The organism is Providencia sp. PROV267 (genome assembly GCF_028477825.1).
Classification (GTDB): domain Bacteria; phylum Pseudomonadota; class Gammaproteobacteria; order Enterobacterales; family Enterobacteriaceae; genus Providencia; species Providencia stuartii.
Window position 1 is genome coordinate 210,632 of record NZ_JAMPLX010000007.1, and the last position, 19,484, is coordinate 230,115.

At 42.8% G+C, this 19,484-nt stretch carries 18 protein-coding genes; 8 read left to right on the plus strand and 10 right to left on the minus strand.

The genetic code is table 11. From position 1 onward, the window contains the following. Nucleotides 1-93 precede the first annotated feature (93 nt). Nucleotides 94-312 carry a translation initiation factor IF-1 gene (infA, locus tag PR709_RS05625; protein WP_004244560.1) on the plus strand — a complete coding sequence of 73 codons (219 nt, stop codon included), beginning with the start codon at nt 94-96 and terminating at the stop codon, nt 310-312. 66 nt (nt 313-378) lie between these two features. Here the strand turns inward: infA and clpA are convergent, their stop codons facing one another. Both clpA and clpS read right to left on the minus strand, forming a co-directional pair. Next, on the minus strand, nt 379-2,664 hold the full coding sequence (clpA, locus tag PR709_RS05630) for an ATP-dependent Clp protease ATP-binding subunit ClpA (RefSeq protein ID WP_004918072.1): 2,286 nt from the start codon (nt 2,662-2,664) through the stop codon (nt 379-381). A gap of 30 nt (nt 2,665-2,694) precedes the next feature. Beyond that, nucleotides 2,695-3,015, minus strand: coding sequence for an ATP-dependent Clp protease adapter ClpS (gene clpS, locus PR709_RS05635; RefSeq protein ID WP_004918070.1), 321 nt, complete (start codon nt 3,013-3,015; stop codon nt 2,695-2,697). 383 nt (nt 3,016-3,398) lie between these two features. On the opposite strand from clpS, the gene cspD reads away from it, so the two are divergent. After that, nucleotides 3,399-3,650 (plus strand): cold shock domain-containing protein CspD, encoded by a 252-nt coding sequence (gene cspD, locus PR709_RS05640; RefSeq protein ID WP_004918068.1) that lies wholly within the window; start codon nt 3,399-3,401, stop codon nt 3,648-3,650. A gap of 103 nt (nt 3,651-3,753) precedes the next feature. Here the strand turns inward: cspD and PR709_RS05645 are convergent, their stop codons facing one another. From PR709_RS05645 to PR709_RS05675, 7 genes are all read right to left on the minus strand, one after another. Next, nucleotides 3,754-4,692: a DUF1177 domain-containing protein gene (locus PR709_RS05645; protein ID WP_014657829.1), complete on the minus strand. Its 939-nt coding sequence runs from the start codon at nt 4,690-4,692 to the stop codon at nt 3,754-3,756. Between the two features lie 143 nt (nt 4,693-4,835). Next, a complete protein-coding gene (locus PR709_RS05650) occupies nt 4,836-5,585 on the minus strand; it encodes an IclR family transcriptional regulator (RefSeq protein ID WP_004918066.1) in 750 nt (249 codons plus the stop codon). Then, on the minus strand, nt 5,582-6,427 hold the full coding sequence (locus PR709_RS05655) for a nitrilase-related carbon-nitrogen hydrolase (protein ID WP_014657828.1): 846 nt from the start codon (nt 6,425-6,427) through the stop codon (nt 5,582-5,584). The genes PR709_RS05650 and PR709_RS05655 overlap by 4 nt, the downstream gene beginning before the upstream one ends. 11 nt (nt 6,428-6,438) lie before the next feature. Further along, nucleotides 6,439-7,785 (minus strand): purine-cytosine permease family protein, encoded by a 1,347-nt coding sequence (locus tag PR709_RS05660; RefSeq protein ID WP_014657827.1) that lies wholly within the window; start codon nt 7,783-7,785, stop codon nt 6,439-6,441. 284 nt (nt 7,786-8,069) lie between these two features. Continuing rightward, nucleotides 8,070-10,013, minus strand: coding sequence for a macrolide ABC transporter ATP-binding protein/permease MacB (gene macB / locus PR709_RS05665; protein ID WP_004918063.1), 1,944 nt, complete (start codon nt 10,011-10,013; stop codon nt 8,070-8,072). A gap of 1 nt (nt 10,014) precedes the next feature. After that, nucleotides 10,015-11,118 carry a macrolide transporter subunit MacA gene (gene macA / locus PR709_RS05670; protein WP_004918062.1) on the minus strand — a complete coding sequence of 368 codons (1,104 nt, stop codon included), beginning with the start codon at nt 11,116-11,118 and terminating at the stop codon, nt 10,015-10,017. Between the two features lie 81 nt (nt 11,119-11,199). Then, entirely contained in the window at nt 11,200-12,864 is a 1,665-nt protein-coding gene (locus tag PR709_RS05675; RefSeq protein ID WP_004918060.1) for a DUF2813 domain-containing protein, read from the minus strand. A 397-nt stretch (nt 12,865-13,261) separates the two neighbouring features. Between PR709_RS05675 and PR709_RS05680 the strand changes: the two genes are divergently transcribed. The 6 genes from PR709_RS05680 to artM all read left to right on the plus strand — a co-directional run bounded on the left by PR709_RS05680 (nt 13,262) and on the right by artM (nt 18,793). After that, nucleotides 13,262-14,161 carry a lysine exporter LysO family protein gene (locus PR709_RS05680; RefSeq protein ID WP_004918058.1) on the plus strand — a complete coding sequence of 300 codons (900 nt, stop codon included), beginning with the start codon at nt 13,262-13,264 and terminating at the stop codon, nt 14,159-14,161. A gap of 142 nt (nt 14,162-14,303) precedes the next feature. Then, a complete protein-coding gene (locus PR709_RS05685; protein ID WP_014657826.1) occupies nt 14,304-15,779 on the plus strand; it encodes a DUF2867 domain-containing protein in 1,476 nt (491 codons plus the stop codon). A gap of 105 nt (nt 15,780-15,884) precedes the next feature. Further along, nucleotides 15,885-16,613 (plus strand): arginine ABC transporter ATP-binding protein ArtP, encoded by a 729-nt coding sequence (artP, locus tag PR709_RS05690; protein WP_004918053.1) that lies wholly within the window; start codon nt 15,885-15,887, stop codon nt 16,611-16,613. Between the two features lie 18 nt (nt 16,614-16,631). Then, nucleotides 16,632-17,375, plus strand: a complete 744-nt coding sequence (gene artJ, locus PR709_RS05695) for an arginine ABC transporter substrate-binding protein (protein WP_004918052.1) — start codon at nt 16,632-16,634, stop codon at nt 17,373-17,375. A 12-nt stretch (nt 17,376-17,387) separates the two neighbouring features. Continuing rightward, nucleotides 17,388-18,128, plus strand: a complete 741-nt coding sequence (artQ, locus tag PR709_RS05700; RefSeq protein ID WP_004918050.1) for an arginine ABC transporter permease ArtQ — start codon at nt 17,388-17,390, stop codon at nt 18,126-18,128. Continuing rightward, a complete protein-coding gene (gene artM, locus PR709_RS05705) occupies nt 18,125-18,793 on the plus strand; it encodes an arginine ABC transporter permease ArtM (RefSeq protein ID WP_004918049.1) in 669 nt (222 codons plus the stop codon). The genes artQ and artM overlap by 4 nt, the downstream gene beginning before the upstream one ends. Before the next feature lie 143 nt (nt 18,794-18,936). Here the strand turns inward: artM and PR709_RS05710 are convergent, their stop codons facing one another. Next, nucleotides 18,937-19,245 (minus strand): hypothetical protein, encoded by a 309-nt coding sequence (locus tag PR709_RS05710; RefSeq protein ID WP_131728118.1) that lies wholly within the window; start codon nt 19,243-19,245, stop codon nt 18,937-18,939. Nucleotides 19,246-19,484: the final 239 nt, after the last annotated feature.

A 19,484-nucleotide genomic window follows, 5' to 3' on the forward strand; every position in this document is an offset into this window, starting at 1 on the left:
TCGCTTTAAAATGCAACATTTCTTTACTTAGTGAGGGTTTTTGGGCATTATCTTGCCCGTTAAAAATCATGGTTATTAGACTTAGAGGATTAGATGGCCAAAGAAGACAATATTGAAATGCAGGGCACAGTACTGGATACCCTGCCAAACACAATGTTTCGTGTTGAACTGGAAAATGGTCACGTTGTGACTGCCCATATTTCTGGAAAAATGCGTAAAAACTATATCCGCATCCTGACAGGCGACAAGGTAACTGTAGAGTTAACTCCGTACGACCTGAGCAAAGGCCGTATCATTTTCCGTAGCCGCTGATTCTATCTCTTCAGGCAAGGCCTGATACAGCCACAGGTGCACAAGACACCTGTGGTCTATTTGTTGTCAGAATACCGCATCCTCCGGAGAGGCCTTGTGCACGCTACTGAAGCTATATGTCAGTGTGTTACTTTTATTATCAAGCCCGATACGTACTGAGCCGCCATTAGTTAACGAACCAAACAGTAGCTCATTTGCTAATGGTTTTTTCAGGTTATCCTGGATCACACGTGCCATAGGTCGGGCTCCCATCGCCTTATCATAGCCTTTTTCACACAACCAGCGGCGAGCCTCTTGGCTAACTTCAATCGAAACACCTTTCTCATCAAGTTGTGCTTGTAGCTCGACAATGAATTTATCCACCACCTGTATGATGATATCCATGGATAATGAATTAAACCAAATAATGCCATCAAGACGGTTACGGAACTCAGGCGAGAAGACTTTCTTAATTTCAGACATCGCATCCGTACTGTTGTCTTGCTCTGCAAAGCCAATTGAGCGGCGCTGTGTTTCTTGAACCCCTGCATTGGTTGTCATGACAACAATCACATTACGGAAATCGGCTTTGCGCCCATTATTGTCTGTCAGTGTGCCGTGATCCATAACTTGTAGAAGGATATTAAACACATCGGGATGCGCCTTTTCAATTTCATCAAGCAGCACAACAGAATGTGGATGTTTAATCACCGCATCCGTCAAAAGCCCGCCTTGATCAAACCCTACATACCCAGGAGGTGCACCAATTAAGCGGCTCACGGTATGCCGTTCCATATATTCAGACATATCAAAGCGCAATAATTTTATATCCAATGCCTTAGCGAGTTGGACTGTGACTTCCGTTTTACCTACCCCAGTAGGGCCTGCAAATAAGAAGGAGCCTACCGGTTTATGATCTTGGCCTAACCCCGCTCGACTCATTTTAATAGCTTCTGTTAATGCGGTGATCGCATCATCTTGCCCAAACACTAGCATTTTCAGGCGTGAATCTAACGTTTTTAAGCGCTCTTTATCGCTCGAAGAGACGGTTTTTTCTGGGATACGTGCGATACGCGCAACCACAGATTCAATCTCAGGCACACCAATGGTTTTCCGACGTTTGCTAGGTGCAACCAAACGTGTCCGAGCGCCTGCTTCATCGATAACATCAATCGCTTTGTCTGGCAGATGCCTATCCGTGATGTATTTAACCGACAAATCAACCGCGGCTTGAATGGCTTTTGCCGTATAACGAACATCATGGTGTGATTCGTATTTCGGTTTTAATCCATTAATGATACGTACCGTTTCTTCGGTTGTTGGCTCTACAATATCAATTTTCTGGAAGCGGCGTGCCAACGCCCTATCTTTTTCGAAAATATTACTAAACTCTTGATAAGTCGTTGAACCAATAACACGGATACGGCCACCTGATAACAATGGCTTAATTAAATTTGCCGCATCAACTTGACCACCAGACGCTGCACCAGCCCCAATAATCGTGTGAATTTCATCGATAAATAGAATGCTTTTACTGTCTTTTTCCAGCATTTTTAGCAGTGATTTAAACCGTTTTTCGAAATCACCTCGGTATTTAGTGCCTGCTAATAAAGAACCAATATCTAATGAATAGATAGTGCAGCCGTTCATGACCTCGGGGACATCCCCTTGCTCAATGCGCCATGCTAGCCCTTCCGCTATCGCTGTTTTACCAACGCCAGATTCTCCCACCAGCAATGGGTTGTTTTTGCGACGGCGGCAAAGAACTTGGATCGTTCTCTCTAGCTCTGCCTGACGCCCTACCAGCGGGTCAATTTTGCCTTGTTTAGCCAGTTGATTCAGATTGGTTGTGAAATTATCCATATGATCATCAGAAACAGGCTGTTCTTCATGATTGACGTTGCTGTTTGGCGTATCTTGCTCGGATGATGCCGAAGCTTCCCCTTTAATCGTGCCGTGGGAGATAAAATTGACAACATCTAAACGGCTTACATCATGTTTACGCAATAAATAAGCTGCCTGTGACTCCTGCTCACTGAATATTGCGACCAGTACATTAGCGCCACTTACTTCATTACGACCCGATGATTGAACATGGAAGACCGCACGTTGCAGAACGCGTTGAAAACTTAATGTTGGCTGAGTATCGCGATTATCATTTTCAGGCAACAGTGGCGTCGTTTGCGCAATAAAGTGCTCAAGCTCTTGTCGCAGAACAACAAGGTCAACTTTACAGGCATCCAATGCTTCACGTGCTGACGCATTACTCAATAATGCCAGCAACAGGTGCTCCACTGTCATAAATTCATGTCGATTATCTTTCGCTTTTGCAAATGCGACGTTTAGACTCAGCTCCAGTTCTTGATTGAGCATAAGCACCTCCCAAAATTGATATTAGCGAGTTCACACTTTTTCTATTGTGCACAACAAAGGGTACTCATGTTCGCGCGCATAGCTGTTAACTTGTGCCGCTTTTGTTTCCGCAACCTCTGCCGTAAAGATACCGCAAACCCCTTTCCCCTGAAAATGGACATCTAACATTATCTGTGTAGCGCGTTCTTCATCAAAAGAAAAGTATTTTTGCAACACTTCAACAACAAAATCCATTGGAGTGTAATCATCGTTATTTAATATAACCTTATACATCGAAGGGGGCTGTAAAACTTGCTCCACTTCATCTTTAAAAACAACATCTGTTTTAAATGTACCAAGAAAATCGCTCATTACTTGTCGTGCTCGGAGTTAAGATTTATTAAGCATAGCCTTTATTATCAATGATTTCTATTAATCAAGATAACAATAAAACATAAATAAAATCATTTGTTTTATCAATTGCTGTTTCCGCTTAATAACAGTGTAACACGCAACCTAACGCAACTCATATGGCCTAAATTTTGTGATCTGCTTCAAAATTAATAAACTGGAGAGCGTTAGCCATATCAAATTTTTATCACTTCGCCAAAAATCAGCAAATTGATCGCTTGACGTCCGAAGGCAATTCACTACAGTATGATTTGCAGACAGTCAATATGTGTAATTATACTTAGTCGATGCATAGTGGTTATGCATTTATGTCAAACACAACTTGTAAATACGAAGGACGATGTATGGAGACAGGTACAGTTAAATGGTTCAACAACGCCAAAGGCTTTGGTTTCATCTGCCCAGAAAATGGGGGCGAAGATATTTTCGCTCATTATTCTTGTATACAAATGGAAGGTTACAGGACATTAAAAGCTGGTCAGAAAGTCAATTTTAGTATTAATACTGGCCCAAAAGGGAACCATGCCAACCTCATCATTCCGATTGAAAGCAGTACGTTGAATCATACAAGTGCAGAGGCAACGCCTCAAGAATAACCCCCGTGTAATAGAGCACAGTTAATTACTTTTCATTTAGCAATAACTGGTTTGCATGATTGGTCGTTAACTGTGTCTATTTTTTAATATCAATCTTTTGATATCAATGAGGACGGCCGTGGGTTTGTAAAAAAGAGACATCACCATAAAGTGATTTAAGCAGTGCGAATTGCTCTTCATCATAGAATTGGCAATTACCGCTACCAAATGCCTTCGCAACTTCAATCATAAACTTCACCGATGCGGCAATATCCACTTCATGACTAGCGCCTGTTGAACAACCCGGCACAATTGTCTGCGTACAAATAGCCACACCAACAACAGGGGCTGTTGTTGAGACTGCTGGCTGCATAATACTATTGATGTGATGTAATCCGTTGCCGTAAGGCGTGATATCTTGTACCGCGAGTGGGAACGTCACCGCATTCTGCCCACTGCTCCACTCCATCAAATGAAGTAAGTCCTCAGAAACAGGCAAGATATAGCCATCTTTTACCGTTGGTGACAAGGCATAACCTTTATGGTTGATCAGCCTATTTCCCTTTGTCGTGTCCACAGATAAAATAGCATCCGCTTCTGGGATAGCCTCATTTTCATTCATCGTCTCATCGTTGAGTGGTGAGTCCATAAAATCAACGGGGCTATGAGGACGTGTTGGCGCTGTTGGGCAAATATGCGTCGTAATGATCACATCCCCCATGAGGACATCACCCTTTTCTCTCATCTCGGCAAGTTTTAATGCCGTCGCAATGGCAGCAATAGCGCCATCAGCATCAGAAACCAGCCCAATACGAGATGGGCGCGCTCCGATACCCCCTAAACGCCCAATAATCCCCAATGTTGGGGCATGGTTACCTTGGCGTTTACCATGAGTACCTGGGATCACGATACGCACAAAATCACTTTGCCCTTTTCCATCTCGCACTGTTTTTGATGATGCTTCAATGGTAGTAAAGTTTTTAAACAAAGCGACAATATCATCCCCATTAACAACGGCGCTATCGATTAACTCGTAAGCACACAGGGTCTGCTTTAAACTCATATATTTCCCTTGTTATGTACTACTTTTCAGCTTATTTCTCTCGATCTCACCACTCTCCTTTAATGGTTGGTGTATAACCGTCAAAAATTAGCCTATTTCCTGGTGAAGGCGCATACACGCACAATAAATATAATATTTTTATTTTATGATTCACTACTACGTTTTAACCAATAAGGGTCACCTACCATACTGCCAAGGTAGGATGCCTTATGACATATTTTTGTCGCTAATTGCGCCAATAATTCAGAGGTAATTTGCGATGCAGGTAAACTCAAACATAAGGCATAGAGTGTACCTTGCGCAGGGTCATACACGGTACTTGAGACAGAGGCGACCCCCGGAACGGACTCATTAATTGAAAATGCCCAGCCTCGTTCCTCAATTTGATTTAACTCTTGGCGTAGCTTGTCTTGCTTTTCTTGCGGCTCTTGGCAAATGATCACTTCACGTTCACTCAAAGAGTAACGAGCTAATAACGCTTTACCTGTAGAAGTTCCCGCTATAGGCAATTTTGTTCCCGGCTGAGTGATCACTTGAAGCATGCTATTACCAATACGTGCATGCACGACTCTTACCTTATCTTTGTCTCTTAAAGAGACATAAGTGGTGAACCCCGTTTCTTTGGTCAGTTCATCGAGTGATTCAAGCGCCATATCAATCAACGGGTTCATACCCCGAGCGCGATGCGCTAACTCCATAATGATCAGCCCCGGACGATAAATGGGCGCATCATTTTTCTTTTCGAGCAAACCATGCTCTGCCATCTGTTTTAATAAACGTGATGCTGAGCTTTTTGGCATTCCCAATTCATTCACTAACGTTGTCACCGTCAGTTCATCGCCGGAGCGAAGAAACAACCGATATACATCGACAACACTTGAGAGAATACTCATAACTCACCTGTAACCTGAGAATTCTGCACCAACGCCTCATAGCTTTGTGGTTTTCTATCTCTTAAATAAGGAATGTTCAAACGCGTATGAGCCTGAACTCGAAAATCAACCTCACCAATGAGCAACGTTTCACCATCACAACTGGCTTCACTTAACACTTGCCCACGAGGCCCTACAATCTTACTACCGCCAAATAAATGAAGATCTTCCTCATTCCCCCAACGGTTAACTGCTAATAAGTGGCTACCATTCTCCAAAGCGCGGCACGCGGTATTGATATCCCACATATCCTTATCTTGAATACGCCATGCAGAAGGCACGAGCAGCAATTCAGCGCCATTTAAGGTTAAGATACGAGCCACCTCAGGAAACCCCATGTCGTAACAGATCATCACACCAATCTTACCGAATGGAGTATCAAATACCGGATAGCTATTACCACTGCTAAACCATTGTTTTTCAATGCCAAATGCGTGGACCTTACGGTAGACCCCGCTGACACCTTCACAACCTGGATTCCACACCCCAACAGCGTTATAAACCTCGCCTAAGTAGCTTCCTCGCTCAGCAAAGCCACTAACAATAGTGAGATCCAATTGCGTCGCTAGTGCGCTAAACAAGCGATAAGTTTCGCTGCCTTCATCATCGCTGAGATCCCATAGTTGGGTCGCAAGCAAATCGCCTCGATAGCCTGTTGTAGCCAGTTCAGGAAAACAGATTAATTTGGCACCTTGCTCCGCAGCTTGATGGCAGAATGCGGCCATCCGCTCTAAATTATGCTGCTTTTGACCAAGTAAAGAGTTAAATTGCGCAAGAGCAACTTTAACGCTGCTATGATCCATTGCTCTCATCCTTAATCTAAATGGTTAACTTTACGAAATTGCAGCGTATCGACACCTTTTATTCGAGCTTGCAGCAGCATCATCATCCAATAAAGGACTCCGCTAACTAGCAAAGAGTTAAGCGCTGGCACACCAAAATCAGTATCCCAAGGGCCTAATGCCGAGCTTAGCCAACCGACAACAACAGCAATAGCCCAAACAACCAACGTAATGGGATTAACTGCCTCACACAGAGTTGGAAGTTCACCCGCTGCTCTGGTTGTATCTAACTCACGCCGATCACGCTTTAATAAATAATAATCAACCACCATGATCCCCGCCACAGGTGGGATTGCTATACCTAAATAAATCAGAAAACCCACAAAATTATCTAAAATGCCGAGCATCGAGGCGATCGTACCCAAAATGCCGATAACCCACGTTAGATAACGACGGTCAAACCGTTTTTTGAAGATGGCATTCAATAAAGTCGATAAACCTAGTGATGAAGAGTAGAGGTTAATATCATTCATTTTGATAGTGGAGAAGATAACGATCGATGCTCCAACCAACCCAGTTAATGTCAACATCAGGTCAAAGACTTCATTGGTACGCAGGGCAAGTGCCATCAACACTGAAATCATATTGACTAACAGCTCACCAAAAAAAGTCCCGATAAGGGTCATCCAAAAAACCTCTTTCGGGCTTTTCATGAAACGACTAATATCGGGCGTTGTGATAGCTGAAATAATAAACCCACCAGCAACCATCGTAATGGCTGCTGGTAGAGTCATAAAAGCCCCCGCAGGTTCAGTGCGATTAATAAGCGCTCCGATATCTTGCCCAGAAAGCAAGCTATAGGTTGCCCAAGCTAATGCGAGTAAAAATAGCGGCGTTGATATATTTGCGGTAATAGATAAAAAGCGATACCCATATACCGTAATAATCGTCACCGCGATACCTGTAATAAGCGACCAAGTCCCTGGTGTTAGCACATTCGTCGCTTTATACATTCCATCCGCAAAGAAGCCATTTTGTACGCCAAACCAGCCCATCAGTGAAATCGCAATTGCGCCACCAATTAAAGCAGAGCCTAACTTACCAAATCCAGACCACCTTGATAGTAGACTGATTGACATTCCTTCACGGCACGCAGCTGCACCTAAAGCCCAGCTAACAACTTGTAAAATCACTGAACCTAACATTGTGGCCCAAAACGCTTGCCAAAACGTCAGTCCATAACCCAATGCTGCACCTAACATCACCTGAGATACACAGGCTAGTGAGCCAATTCGGATTATAAGAACTTCGTAGAATGGCCTGCGAGCACTGAAGGGCACCCGAGCCAGAGAATAATCTTCACCTGTTTTATTCGCCATTTAGTATTCCTGCTGTGTGGATCTTTGCTATTAAGTTTATTGGCTTTATTTTATTTGTTCCATTTTATGGAACTAGGTTTCATTTATTCTACGAGACAAATGATATCCATGTTCGATACCAAATCGCAAGTAGAATTTAACTTTTTACATAGCTTTTTGTGTATGTAGATATAACTATAACGGGAAAACTAAAGGCTGGGGAGATAAATTGATATAAAAATAAGGATGTTGAAGTACCTCTGACCATTACAGAGGTACTTGAAAAAATACAGATAGATCTCTTACTACTCTCTTGCTAATGCATCAATAGGGTTTAATCTTGCTGCACTTCGCGCGGGTAAGAATCCAAAAATGATACCAATTGCTGTCGAACAGATAAATGCACTGATCAGCGCCATAGGTTGAAAAACGAAAGTCCAGCCGGGCAACGCCATTTGCGCCATGACACTAATGCCATAGGAAAGCCCAATCCCCATTAACCCACCAATCAAGCAGACCAGTACCGCTTCAATCAAAAATTGCTGCATCACATCACTTGTGCGCGCACCAACCGCCATACGGATACCAATTTCTCGGGTCCTCTCAGTAACGGAAACTAACATGATGTTCATCACGCCTATACCACCAACCACCAGCGAAATAACAGCGACCAAGGTTAGAAACAGTTGCATGGTACGAGTGGTTTTCTCCGCTGTTTTCACAAGCGTATCAATATTGTAAGTAAAAACGTCCTTCTTACCGTGTCGCAATGTTAATAAGCGGGTGATCTGTTGCTCCGCTGTTTTGGCATCAACCCCCTCTTTAACCCTTACGACAATACTATCCAAGTAAGGTCGATTTAAGATTTTGCTATTTACCGTCGTATCCGGCAGCCACACTGACAGCGAATTACTTGAACCAAAAATTGATTTTTGCTCCGCGAGAACACCGATCACGGTAGCTGGCATATTCCCAATCAAGATGGTTTCCCCTACCACTTGCTTTTGGTTAGGAAAAAAGCGACGTTTTGTGTTCGCATCAATCACAACCACTTGCGCCCTACGCTCTACCATGTCTGCAGTAAAGTTCATCCCTTCGGAAAACTTTTCAGCGTAGACCTGAAAATAATCACGCCCAACCCCTAATAGCTGGGCTGAAGCATCTAAATTCCCCTTACGCAATCGAGTTGATTTAGATAACTCCCCCGATACGGCTTGCACATAAGGTTGCTTGGCAATGGCGTCAACATCGGATGGCTTTAAAGATTGCCGATTCTCTGCATCATCACTACCAAAATCCTCCCCAGGGTAAACCGAAATGGTATTCGTGCCGATTGATTTTATATCATTGAGAACCATGCTTTGAGCGGCATCACCGATCACCATAATAGAGACGACTGACGCAATACCGATGATAATGCCTAACATGGTGAGTAGTGTGCGCATTTTATTAACCACCATGGCGCGCCAAGCCATTAACAGTGCTTCGCTAAACCGTCCATAGATTTGCCCTAACGACATTTTCCTAGGTGATGTTTTCTCCAATGAAGGTACATTTGGAGCTTTAGCAGAGCCTGAGTCACTAATAATTTCGCCATCTTTAATTTCAATAATGCGTTCAGCCTGCTGAGCGACTTTGGGGTCATGGGTAACAATAATAACGGTGTGCCCCTGCGCACATAATTCTTTGAGGATTTTCATTACCTCTTCACCAGAGTGGCTATCAAGGGCACCAGTTGGCTCATCAGCAAGGATAACTTGACCACCATTCATCAACGCACGCGCGATACTTACCCGCTGTTGTTGCCCTCCCGATAACTGACTTGGTCGGTATTCTGTTCGTTCGCCAAGCCCGAGTTTCGCTAATAATTCAATGGCTTTTTTACGGCGTTGAGTCTTACCTGCCCCCGCGTAAATGGCGGGAACTTCAACATTTTGTTCAGCCGTTAAATGGCTAAGTAGATGGTAGCGCTGGAAAATAAAGCCAAAGTGTTCACGGCGTAACTCAGCTAGCTGATCGTTATCAAGCTGGGAAATATTTTGCTGAGCAACAAAGTATTCCCCTGAGCTAGGTTTATCCAAACAGCCGATGATATTCATTAAAGTTGATTTCCCCGAGCCAGATGCACCAATAATGGCCACCATTTCCCCAGCATCAACAGTTAATGAAATATTTTTCAATACCGTAATTTCTGTTTCACCAGCAGGATAACGTCGCGTGATCCCTCTAAGTTCTAATAAGGCTGACATATTAACTCTCCGCGTTACGGCCGGTGATCACCTGTTCGCCTTCTTTTAGTCCATCAGTGACTTCAACATATACATCATTACGGCTACCGATTTTTATTTGCCGTTTTTCAGCCTGTTCTCCCTGCAACACTTCTACCTCATAAATTTGCGGGGAAACTTCATCCCCTAAAGCAGAGAGCGGTAAAAGTAATACATTTTTATGCGATTCAAGATCAATTTTGACCTGTGCCGTCATTTGTAATTTCAGTAAATGCTGGGGGTTGGGCACTTCAAAACGTGCATAATAAAAAATAGCATCGTTGATTTTTTCAGGAGTCGGTAAAATATCTTTCAACACCCCTGAGAAGCGTTTATCTGGCGCGCCCAATACAGTAAATGACGCTGCCTGACCCGGTTTAAGATGAATAACATCCGCCTCTGACACTTCAGCTTTAACTAACATTGTATTCAAATCAGCTAATGTCAGAATGGTTGGCGCTTCCTGAGCCGCTATCACTGTTTGACCTTGTAATGTTTTGATAAACGTGACAATACCATCCATTGGCGCGGTAATTTGTGTATATTTCAAGTTTGTTTTTGCCGTATCTAAGGTCGCTTGGTTGCGCTTAATTTGCGCCTGATATGTTGCCACCTGCGCCTTTTTCACAGCGACATCCGTTTGCGCTTTATCTAAATCTTGTTTTGAGACGGCTTGGAGCTTAGATAAACTCAATTGGCGTTGATAAGTCACTTCAGCTAAGCGTAACTCTGCTTTCGCTAACGCCAAATGTGATTCCAGCTCATGGATCGTTTCTTGAGATTCTGTCACGTCGTTTTGTGCTTTTTGTGGATCAATGACCGCTAGCAAATCACCTTTTTTGACTTTATCTCCCTCTTGAACATACAGAGTTTGTAGCTGCCCACTGACCTGCGCACCGACATCAACTTTGCGCACAGCATCCAGTTTACCTGTTGCTTGAACTTGTTTATTGAGATCACCTCGGGCCACTGCGACTGTTTGAAAAGCCTCTTTTTTATCTTCCGTGAAAAAAAAGAATGCGATACCAATCGCAATTAAAATAACCAGTAAAGAAACCAGCCACTTCTTACGTGAATTTGCTCTCATTCAATCTATACCTATACCAATAAAGAGAGGGCTACGCCCCCTCATAAAATTTACCTATTTAGCCGAGCATTCGTGAATAATTTAGTAAGCTTTACCTCTTGCTAACCACGCTACCCGAGAAAACATATTTTTGAGTTGTGATGGGATAGAATCTGGCCCTAATTCTGCTGCTCGATTGACAATAGCGATAGCAAGATCAGGTTTGGATGTTTTGGAAATTGCTTTAATAATCACACGTCGAGTCGAAACTTTCGCGTTATCCGGTATCCCTGATATCTCATGATAAAGATGTTTAAATCCTTCGCGATATAAAAAATGCTCCATATCCGGTGCCGGCAATCGAGTTAATCGGTCTCGTTCCGTGTCATGCATTTTTTCAGCGTAACTCAGCGCGGTGGCGGCATACTTCTTACCAGCCTCATCGCCATCAACAAGTGTATGCCATTCTATACCCATTTTGCTGGCAAACTTTAACAAAGGCTTAAGACCGCTTTGTGCAAACTCAATCACTTTGATGCCTTCTGTTTCAAAGTAATAGTTACACTGCCGCGCTAACTCATTCATTAACCAAATTTCAGTCTCGCCTTCAACCAATAACCAACAACGCGCAAACATCGCTGATGGCCGGTTAAAGCGGATGTGAAAGGAGATTTTCCGAATTTCCTCCGCAGATAGCTCATTCTCACCTAAGCGATAAGCCGAAACTTTGCCGGAATCGCGCACCAAGCGGCAAAGATTTTCAATCGGCACTTGCGACAGAAGCTCCCCGGAATTCGTTGTGGTCAAGCGTTGTAAAGAAAAGAGATTGAGTAGACCCCAAGCAATCGACAACATAATTGGATGCAGGCGTGTTTCGGGGTCTTCTACAATAACCAAAGGGCGTGCATATTTATCGAGTTGGATATTGCCTTTTGACTGCAATAAAGAAGAAAACATGCCTAAGATAATTAAACGGATATTACGCTGATTTGGTTTTGCAATAATACGGCTAATATTATCTAAAGCATGCCAGCCTCTTTTGCGTGGTTCAAACTTAATTGCTGCTTTATGCTCTTGAAACAGATGGTTACTTTGCCCCGCAAAATAATGACTGAGCAGTTGCTGCATCGCATCCACCCCTTCAACCAACTCCTCGTCGCTCAAGCGTTGCGGATTATTGATTAATGCACGAGTCAGCTCTTCCATTCGCGAGTTAAAAATATCGCGTACCTCTTTTTCACCCGCAACAATCGTCTCAGTATTTAATGTGCGCAAAAAACGGGCATCACGCAAACGGATCACTGGATATAAGCGAATAATTTCTTTGATATATTTACCGACATTATCCAATGACAACTTATTTCCCCCTGCATTGAGGAAACTGCGGTCAACGCTAATGCTGCCGTCTTCTTTTAGTTCAGCACTAACGCGGTAAAAGATATGCTTAAGATCATCACCGTTATCGACCCAAACGGAGGTAAGATTACGAAAGCGAAATGAGCGATGTCGGCCTGGGCGGTTTTCACAAAATTTCAACACTATCTGCAATGAGCGAAATCGAGAGGCATCATCCCCTGTTGGATGATGAAAATCATGCTTATTAAATTGGTAATTTTCTTGTTCGGGCGAAAGTAAAATCGTCAGTGCATCCAAAAGGCTCGACTTTCCCCATGAGTTTTCACCAATTAACACCGTATTATTATTTAAAGCTAATGAGAGCCGGTTAATCCCTCTAAAACCGTAGATTTCCACTCGTTCCAGATACATACACCCTCTCCTTGCTATTAATCTATTTTTAGAGCTTACCTCTTAACTGCTGGTATGACTATAAGACAGCTCGAAAATTAAATATATTTTTACACTCAATAACTAAAGTTGTATTTCGGCAACAGACGCGGCTGGCTCGTCCGTAAAGCCACTTGACGACGTATCAACGGCAGATAACAATAGAGCTGACTAAGTTGAGCCTCCATTTATAGTGTTATAAAATAGTTAAACTTTATTTTTTAGTCTTTTTATCCTATTTTTTAGCCATAACTGGAGAAAAAGACGCTATCTTAGAACCATCTGCCAGACTGATAAAACAGCAAATAAATGAAATTAATATCAAATATAATAATTAATATATAACCCCTTGTTAATGGGATAATTATAAGGATGCAAAATGTATTCAGGACTACTCATTATTTTACTACCGTTAACGCTAGGTTATCTTATCCCTATAAAAAATAAAAAGATTTTAGATATTATACATCGAGCGTTAAATTCAATGGTTTATATCATTCTCTTTTTAATGGGGATTACACTCGCTTTACTTGAAAACTTAAGTGTTCACCTATTTTCAATTTTAATCTACGCACTCACATTCTTTGGTTGTATATTTTCACTTAACCTTATCTCACTACTGCTATTAGATAAGTTAGATCCTTGGAAAATCCCTAAGCATAAACAAGAAAAGCCTCCATCACGTTTAAAAATGGTATTTGAATCATTGCAACTGTGTGGTGTGCTATTGATTGGTTTCTTAGTTGGCTTAACTGGATTTGATTTCCTGCACTATGCCGATAAAGGCAGCCAAATTGCGTTAATGATGTTACTGCTTCTTGTCGGCTTGCAACTTCGCAATAGTGGCATGAGTATTAAACAAATCTTAGTTAACCGCCGAGGAACCACAATCGCCTTTGTGATGGCAATCAGCGCGCTAGCTGGTGGCGCAATTGCCGCATTATTATTAGGTTTACCCGTAAAAATGGGGCTAGCATTGGCCTCTGGGTTTGGCTGGTACTCATTAACAGGGATTGTATTAACCGATGCCTATGGCCCTGTCATGGGGAGCGCCGCGTTCTTTAATGACCTCGCTCGTGAACTCGCTGCGATTATGTTGATCCCTTTAATTATTAACCGCTACCGCTCAACCGCATTAGGTATTTGCGGCTCAACATCAATGGATTTTACCCTCCCAGTCCTCCAGCGAAGTGGTGGCGTCTCTATCGTACCGGCCGCTATTGTGCATGGTTTCGTGCTCAGCCTCGTTACCCCGATCTTAATGGCATTTTTCACTTAGCTATATTTCACTCACAGATTGCCACTTATTTATAACATGATAGATAAGTGGCAAGTCCTAAAATGACTATAATTAACAGCACTTTACATAAGTAGAATTTCAGTCACAATAGCGACAGATGAGAGTGAAACAGGAAACCAAGATGAACGAAAAGCAACGTGTTTTAGTATTGGGCGCCAGTGGCTATATTGGGCAAAATTTAATCCCCGAATTAATTAAGCAAGGCTATCAAGTGACAGCCGCTGCTAGGCGGGTGGATTGGATGCTCTCACAAGGCTGGCAAGATACACAATGTGTTTATGTTGATCTGCAAGACCCTGAAACACTCAAAGACGTGATGAAGGAGATCGATATTGTCTATTTCCTCGTTCATAGCATGGCTGATCATGCCAACCTGATTGAACGTGAGCGCACGGCGGCTCGCCATGTTCAGCAAGCACTTGATCAATCGAATGTTAAGCATGTTATTTATCTCAGTTCACTACAACATGGTCACAGCTATTCTCAACATTTGATCTCTCGTCGATTAACAGGGGAGATCTTACGTGAGAGTCAGGTGCCAGTCACAGAGATCCGCTCAGCAATCATCGTTGGCTCAGGATCGGCGGCTTTTGAGATCATGCGTGATATGGTTTACAACCTCGCTATCTTAACCCCACCGCGTTGGGTACGTTCAAAGTCTTCACCTATTGCGCTGAGTAACATACTGCATTACTTAACTGAATTAGCAAAACGCCCCGTGACTGAAAGTAAAATTTACGATGCGGGTGGCCCTGAGTACATGAGCTACCAAGAGCTATTCAAGCGCTTTATAAAAATCAGCGGTAAGCGTAGATTGCTGATCCCTATCCCTATTCCTATTAGCATGATCTCCGTCCACTTCATCAGTTTGATCACCTCAGTTCCTCCGGCAATTGCTAAAGAGTTGATCCAAGGATTGCAGCATGACCTGCCTGCCGACGATAAAGCCTTACGCGAACTGATCCCACAAACGTTGGTTTCATTTGATGAGGCGGTCAAAACTACCTTAGCTCAAGAAGCCGATGCTATCGACAATGCAGATTGGGGTTATGATCCTGAAGTCAAAAAACGCTGGCGACCGGGTTATGGTTTTTACCCTAAACAGGCCGGTGCCACACTCGGCACTTCGGCAAGTACAGAGTCGCTATGGCATGTTGTGCAGCAAATCGGGGGTAAAAACGGCTATTTTTATGCCAACGCACTTTGGAAAACCCGTGCCATTATGGATGACATGATGTTAAACAAAGTGAAATATGGTCGCCCCGCTCGTGAAGAGCTGCAATTAGGTGATGAAATTGATGGTTGGCGCGTCATTAATTTGGAGCCTAATAAACAGCTTAGCCTGCTCTTTGGGATGAAAGCGCCTGGGCTAGGCCGCCTGACTTTCACCATTCACGATAGCGGTAGCCGCCGTTCAATTGATGTACGTGCATGGTGGCACCCCGCAGGATTTAGTGGGTTGCTCTATTGGTTTGCCATGATGCCTGCCCATCTATTTATTTTTAAAGGCATGGCTAAACGTATTAGTGAATTGGCGTTTGAGCGGGATAAACAACTTGCAGGCAAGTCATCAACTGGGCAACAGCCGCCAAAATGATGATTGCTTAATAACAAAAAACCAAATTTTTATGCATATATTATTGCATAAATATGCTTACAGGATTAATATCTGTGTCAGTTAAACAAGGTATTATTGGTAAGCATGAGCATTCAATTAAAAAATATAAACTGTTTTTACGGCTCTCATCAGGCGCTCTTTGATATCAACTTAGAGTGCCCTGCCGGAGAAACCATGGTATTACTCGGGCCTAGCGGTGCAGGCAAAAGCTCTTTGCTACGTGTACTGAATTTGTTGGAGATGCCACGTTCAGGTGTACTTAACATTGCAGGTCAAAATTTTGATTTTGCCTCAACCCCTGATGCCAAAGCTATCCGTGCATTACGTCAAAATGTCGGAATGGTTTTTCAACAATACAATCTATGGCCTCATCTCACCGTCATGGATAATTTAATTGAAGCGCCGTGCCGAGTTTTAAAGCTGTCACGTCAAGAAGCAAAAGCAAAAGCGGAAAAATTATTAGAACGTTTGCGATTAACACAATTTGCAACGCGTTTCCCTTTGCATTTATCTGGCGGCCAACAGCAACGTGTTGCCATTGCTCGTGCATTGATGATGGAACCACAAGTTCTGCTATTTGATGAACCAACGGCAGCCCTTGACCCCGAGATTACAGCACAAGTCGTCGATATCATTCGCGAGTTGTCTGCAACAGGAATTACACAGGTAATCGTGACTCATGAAGTTGAGATTGCCCGTAAAGCCGCTAGCCGTGTGGTGTATATGGAAAACGGTCATATTGTTGAACAAGGGGATGCCAGCCATTTCACAGCACCTCAAACTGAAGCATTTGCAAATTATCTGTCACACTAATAGATATAGGATTAAGCAATGAAAAAAATTATATTAGCTGCACTACTTGGCGCTGTAACCCTATCTGCAACTGCGGCGGAAAAAGAGACCATCCGTTTTGCAACAGAAGCGACTTATGCCCCATTTGAAATGTTTGACAAAAACAACCAAATCGTGGGTTTTGACGTCGACCTTGCCAATGCGATGTGTGAAAAAATGAATGCAACTTGCACATTCACCCATCAATCTTTCGATAGCTTGATCCCAAGTTTGAAATTCCGTCGTTTTGAAGCATTGATGGCAGGTATTGATATTACGCCTGATCGCCAAAAACAAGTGGACTTCACTGACACTTATTACCCTAATTCGGCTGAGTTTATTGCCATTAAAGAGAAAGTCTCTTCTGTTGATCAGTTAAAAGGGAAAAAAATTGGCGTTCAAAATGGCACAACTCACCAAAAATATATCATGGAACAGCATAAGGATATGACGACCGTTCCTTATGATAACTACCAATCAGCTATCCTTGATCTGCAAAATGGTCGTATTGATGCTGTGTTCGGTGATACTGCTGTTGCTGACGAATGGCTAAAAGCCAAAGGCAACGAAAACTTAGCGCCTGTTGGTGAAAAAGTCACTGATCCACAGTATTTTGGTATCGGCTTAGGTATCGCGGTTCGTAAAGGTAATAAAGAGTTGTTAGATAAAATGAATAAGGCATTGGCAGAAGTAAAAGCTGATGGAACTTATGACGTTATCTATAAAAAATGGTTTGAACAATAATCGATACTGTTAATGAACAATTTTCTTTTTCTAACAAGTGCCGCCGGTATCACCGTCGGCCTTGCTGTTTCTGCTCTCATATTGGGCCTGATCCTCGCCATGTTATTTACGGCATGGGAGTCCGTGCGTTTTAAACCTATCGCTTTTTTAGGAACGTGCTGGGTCACCTTGATCCGCGGTCTACCTGAACTGCTGGTTGTGTTATTTGTCTATTTCGGCACACTGCAACTGATTAATATTTTAGGTGATGGGATAGAGATCAATCTGGGTTTCTGGCAAACCACCTTACAGATTGATCCGAGCATTTTCTTTGCAGACAGCGGTGAGTTTGACTTTACCCCCTTCGCTTGCGGTGTGGTTGCATTAGCCCTTCTCTATGCGTCCTACGCATCACAAACCCTACGCGGTGCCTTAAAAGCGGTGCCTTATGGGCAGTGGGAAGCAGGTTTAGCGCTTGGATTAACCAAACGAACCATATTCTTTCGTTTTATCATGCCACAAATGTGGCGTCATGCGCTGCCCGGCTTGGGCAACCAATGGCTGGTATTACTCAAAGATACCGCACTGGTTTCTTTAATCAGTGTTAATGATCTTATGTTACAGACTAAGACCATTGTTAACCGTACCCATGAACCTTTTACATGGTACGCTATTGTAGGGCTTATCTATCTTGCGATTACCTTATTAAGCCAAGTTATTTTGAAACGAATTGAATTGCGTACAACTCGCTTTGAAAGAGGTGAATCGCAATGATTGATTTAATTCTCGATATTTTACCTGGCTTACCAACGAGCTTATCGTTAACCTTCAGCGCATTATTTGTGGCATTTATATTGGCCGTATTATTTACGCTCATTTTGTCATTAAAAACGCCAATTATTTCGCAAGCCGTCAAAGTCTATATTACCCTATTTACCGGCACACCATTATTGGTGCAGTTCTTCCTGATTTATAATGGCCCTAGCCAATTTAAATCATTACAAAACTATCCTGTACTGTGGGAGTTTATTTCAACGCCTTGGGTATGTGCGATGATTGCATTAGCCCTCAATAGTGCTGCTTACTCAACATTACTCTTTCATGGTGCCGTAAAAGCAATTCCATCTGGGCAATGGCAATCATGCCAAGCATTAGGTATGTCTAAAGCCCAGACCATGCGGATTATTCTTCCCTATGCGTTTAAGCGCTCTTTATCATCTTATTCGAACGAAGTGGTATTAATCTTTAAAAGTACCTCACTCGCCAGTACGATCACGATGATGGATATTATGGGTTACAGTAGCCAAGTATTTGGTCAAAGTTGGGATGTAATGGCATTTGTGGCTGCGGGGATCATCTACCTCGTTGTTAACGCAATTTTGACGATCATCATGCGATTTATTGAACGTCACGCTCTTGCATTTGAGCAAAGGAACTAACCCGTTTTATCTTTGAATTTAACCTATCACAGTCATAAAAGGGCTTATGAAAATAAGCCCTTGAGGCTTGCTGATAAACAGGGATAAAACCCTAGTTTTTCCCTCTTCGTGTTATCAGCAGTCTGTTTGATTCACCATCAGGGCTAGCGTTTTACCGCTTTTAATACTAAAAATGGTGCATAACGGGTATAGCGTTCAAGATCAGGGCGCTCTTTTAGCGCACTAGCAAGCGGTTTAGGCTCTTTCAACCCTTCAAGGGTAAAACCACAATCAAGTAAGATTGAGACATAATTTTCCACCATACGATGGTACTTGATGACGTTCTCCACAAACCACGTTGTGTTCCTGCTTGATTGTTGTTGATAGCAATCAACAGGTAAATAGCGAAAATTACCCCGTATATTCGTGCAGGTATCGGCTTGACCAACCTTAAATATAATTCCAGCTATCAATATAGAGAATGGGATCCCGAAGGGAGATTAACGGATGATGTTCATTGTCTAAATCTAAAACGAAAAACAATTTTGCTTGGCGCTTAGGTTTAGAGGTTCAATATGCCGTTAATGACAATCTGTCAATGGATTTGAGTTACCGCTATCGAAGATGGCTGCACCTTTAAATCCAAAATTAAAGCTCAGTCTAATGATATTTTATTGGGTGTCACCTATCATTTCTAATTAACATTATCCGG

What these genes read in the sequence shown, in the direction of transcription:
- infA (WP_004244560.1), top strand. Translation starts at nt 94, where the DNA reads ATGGCCAAAGAAGACAATATTGAAATGCAGGGCACAGTACTGGATACC.
- clpA (WP_004918072.1), bottom strand. Translation starts at nt 2,664, where the DNA reads ATGCTCAATCAAGAACTGGAGCTGAGTCTAAACGTCGCATTTGCAAAA.
- clpS (WP_004918070.1), bottom strand. Translation starts at nt 3,015, where the DNA reads ATGAGCGATTTTCTTGGTACATTTAAAACAGATGTTGTTTTTAAAGAT.
- cspD (WP_004918068.1), top strand. Translation starts at nt 3,399, where the DNA reads ATGGAGACAGGTACAGTTAAATGGTTCAACAACGCCAAAGGCTTTGGT.
- PR709_RS05645 (WP_014657829.1), bottom strand. Translation starts at nt 4,692, where the DNA reads ATGAGTTTAAAGCAGACCCTGTGTGCTTACGAGTTAATCGATAGCGCC.
- PR709_RS05650 (WP_004918066.1), bottom strand. Translation starts at nt 5,585, where the DNA reads ATGAGTATTCTCTCAAGTGTTGTCGATGTATATCGGTTGTTTCTTCGC.
- PR709_RS05655 (WP_014657828.1), bottom strand. Translation starts at nt 6,427, where the DNA reads ATGGATCATAGCAGCGTTAAAGTTGCTCTTGCGCAATTTAACTCTTTA.
- PR709_RS05660 (WP_014657827.1), bottom strand. Translation starts at nt 7,785, where the DNA reads ATGGCGAATAAAACAGGTGAAGATTATTCTCTGGCTCGGGTGCCCTTC.
- macB (WP_004918063.1), bottom strand. Translation starts at nt 10,013, where the DNA reads ATGTCAGCCTTATTAGAACTTAGAGGGATCACGCGACGTTATCCTGCT.
- macA (WP_004918062.1), bottom strand. Translation starts at nt 11,118, where the DNA reads ATGAGAGCAAATTCACGTAAGAAGTGGCTGGTTTCTTTACTGGTTATT.
- PR709_RS05675 (WP_004918060.1), bottom strand. Translation starts at nt 12,864, where the DNA reads ATGTATCTGGAACGAGTGGAAATCTACGGTTTTAGAGGGATTAACCGG.
- PR709_RS05680 (WP_004918058.1), top strand. Translation starts at nt 13,262, where the DNA reads ATGTATTCAGGACTACTCATTATTTTACTACCGTTAACGCTAGGTTAT.
- PR709_RS05685 (WP_014657826.1), top strand. Translation starts at nt 14,304, where the DNA reads ATGAACGAAAAGCAACGTGTTTTAGTATTGGGCGCCAGTGGCTATATT.
- artP (WP_004918053.1), top strand. Translation starts at nt 15,885, where the DNA reads ATGAGCATTCAATTAAAAAATATAAACTGTTTTTACGGCTCTCATCAG.
- artJ (WP_004918052.1), top strand. Translation starts at nt 16,632, where the DNA reads ATGAAAAAAATTATATTAGCTGCACTACTTGGCGCTGTAACCCTATCT.
- artQ (WP_004918050.1), top strand. Translation starts at nt 17,388, where the DNA reads ATGAACAATTTTCTTTTTCTAACAAGTGCCGCCGGTATCACCGTCGGC.
- artM (WP_004918049.1), top strand. Translation starts at nt 18,125, where the DNA reads ATGATTGATTTAATTCTCGATATTTTACCTGGCTTACCAACGAGCTTA.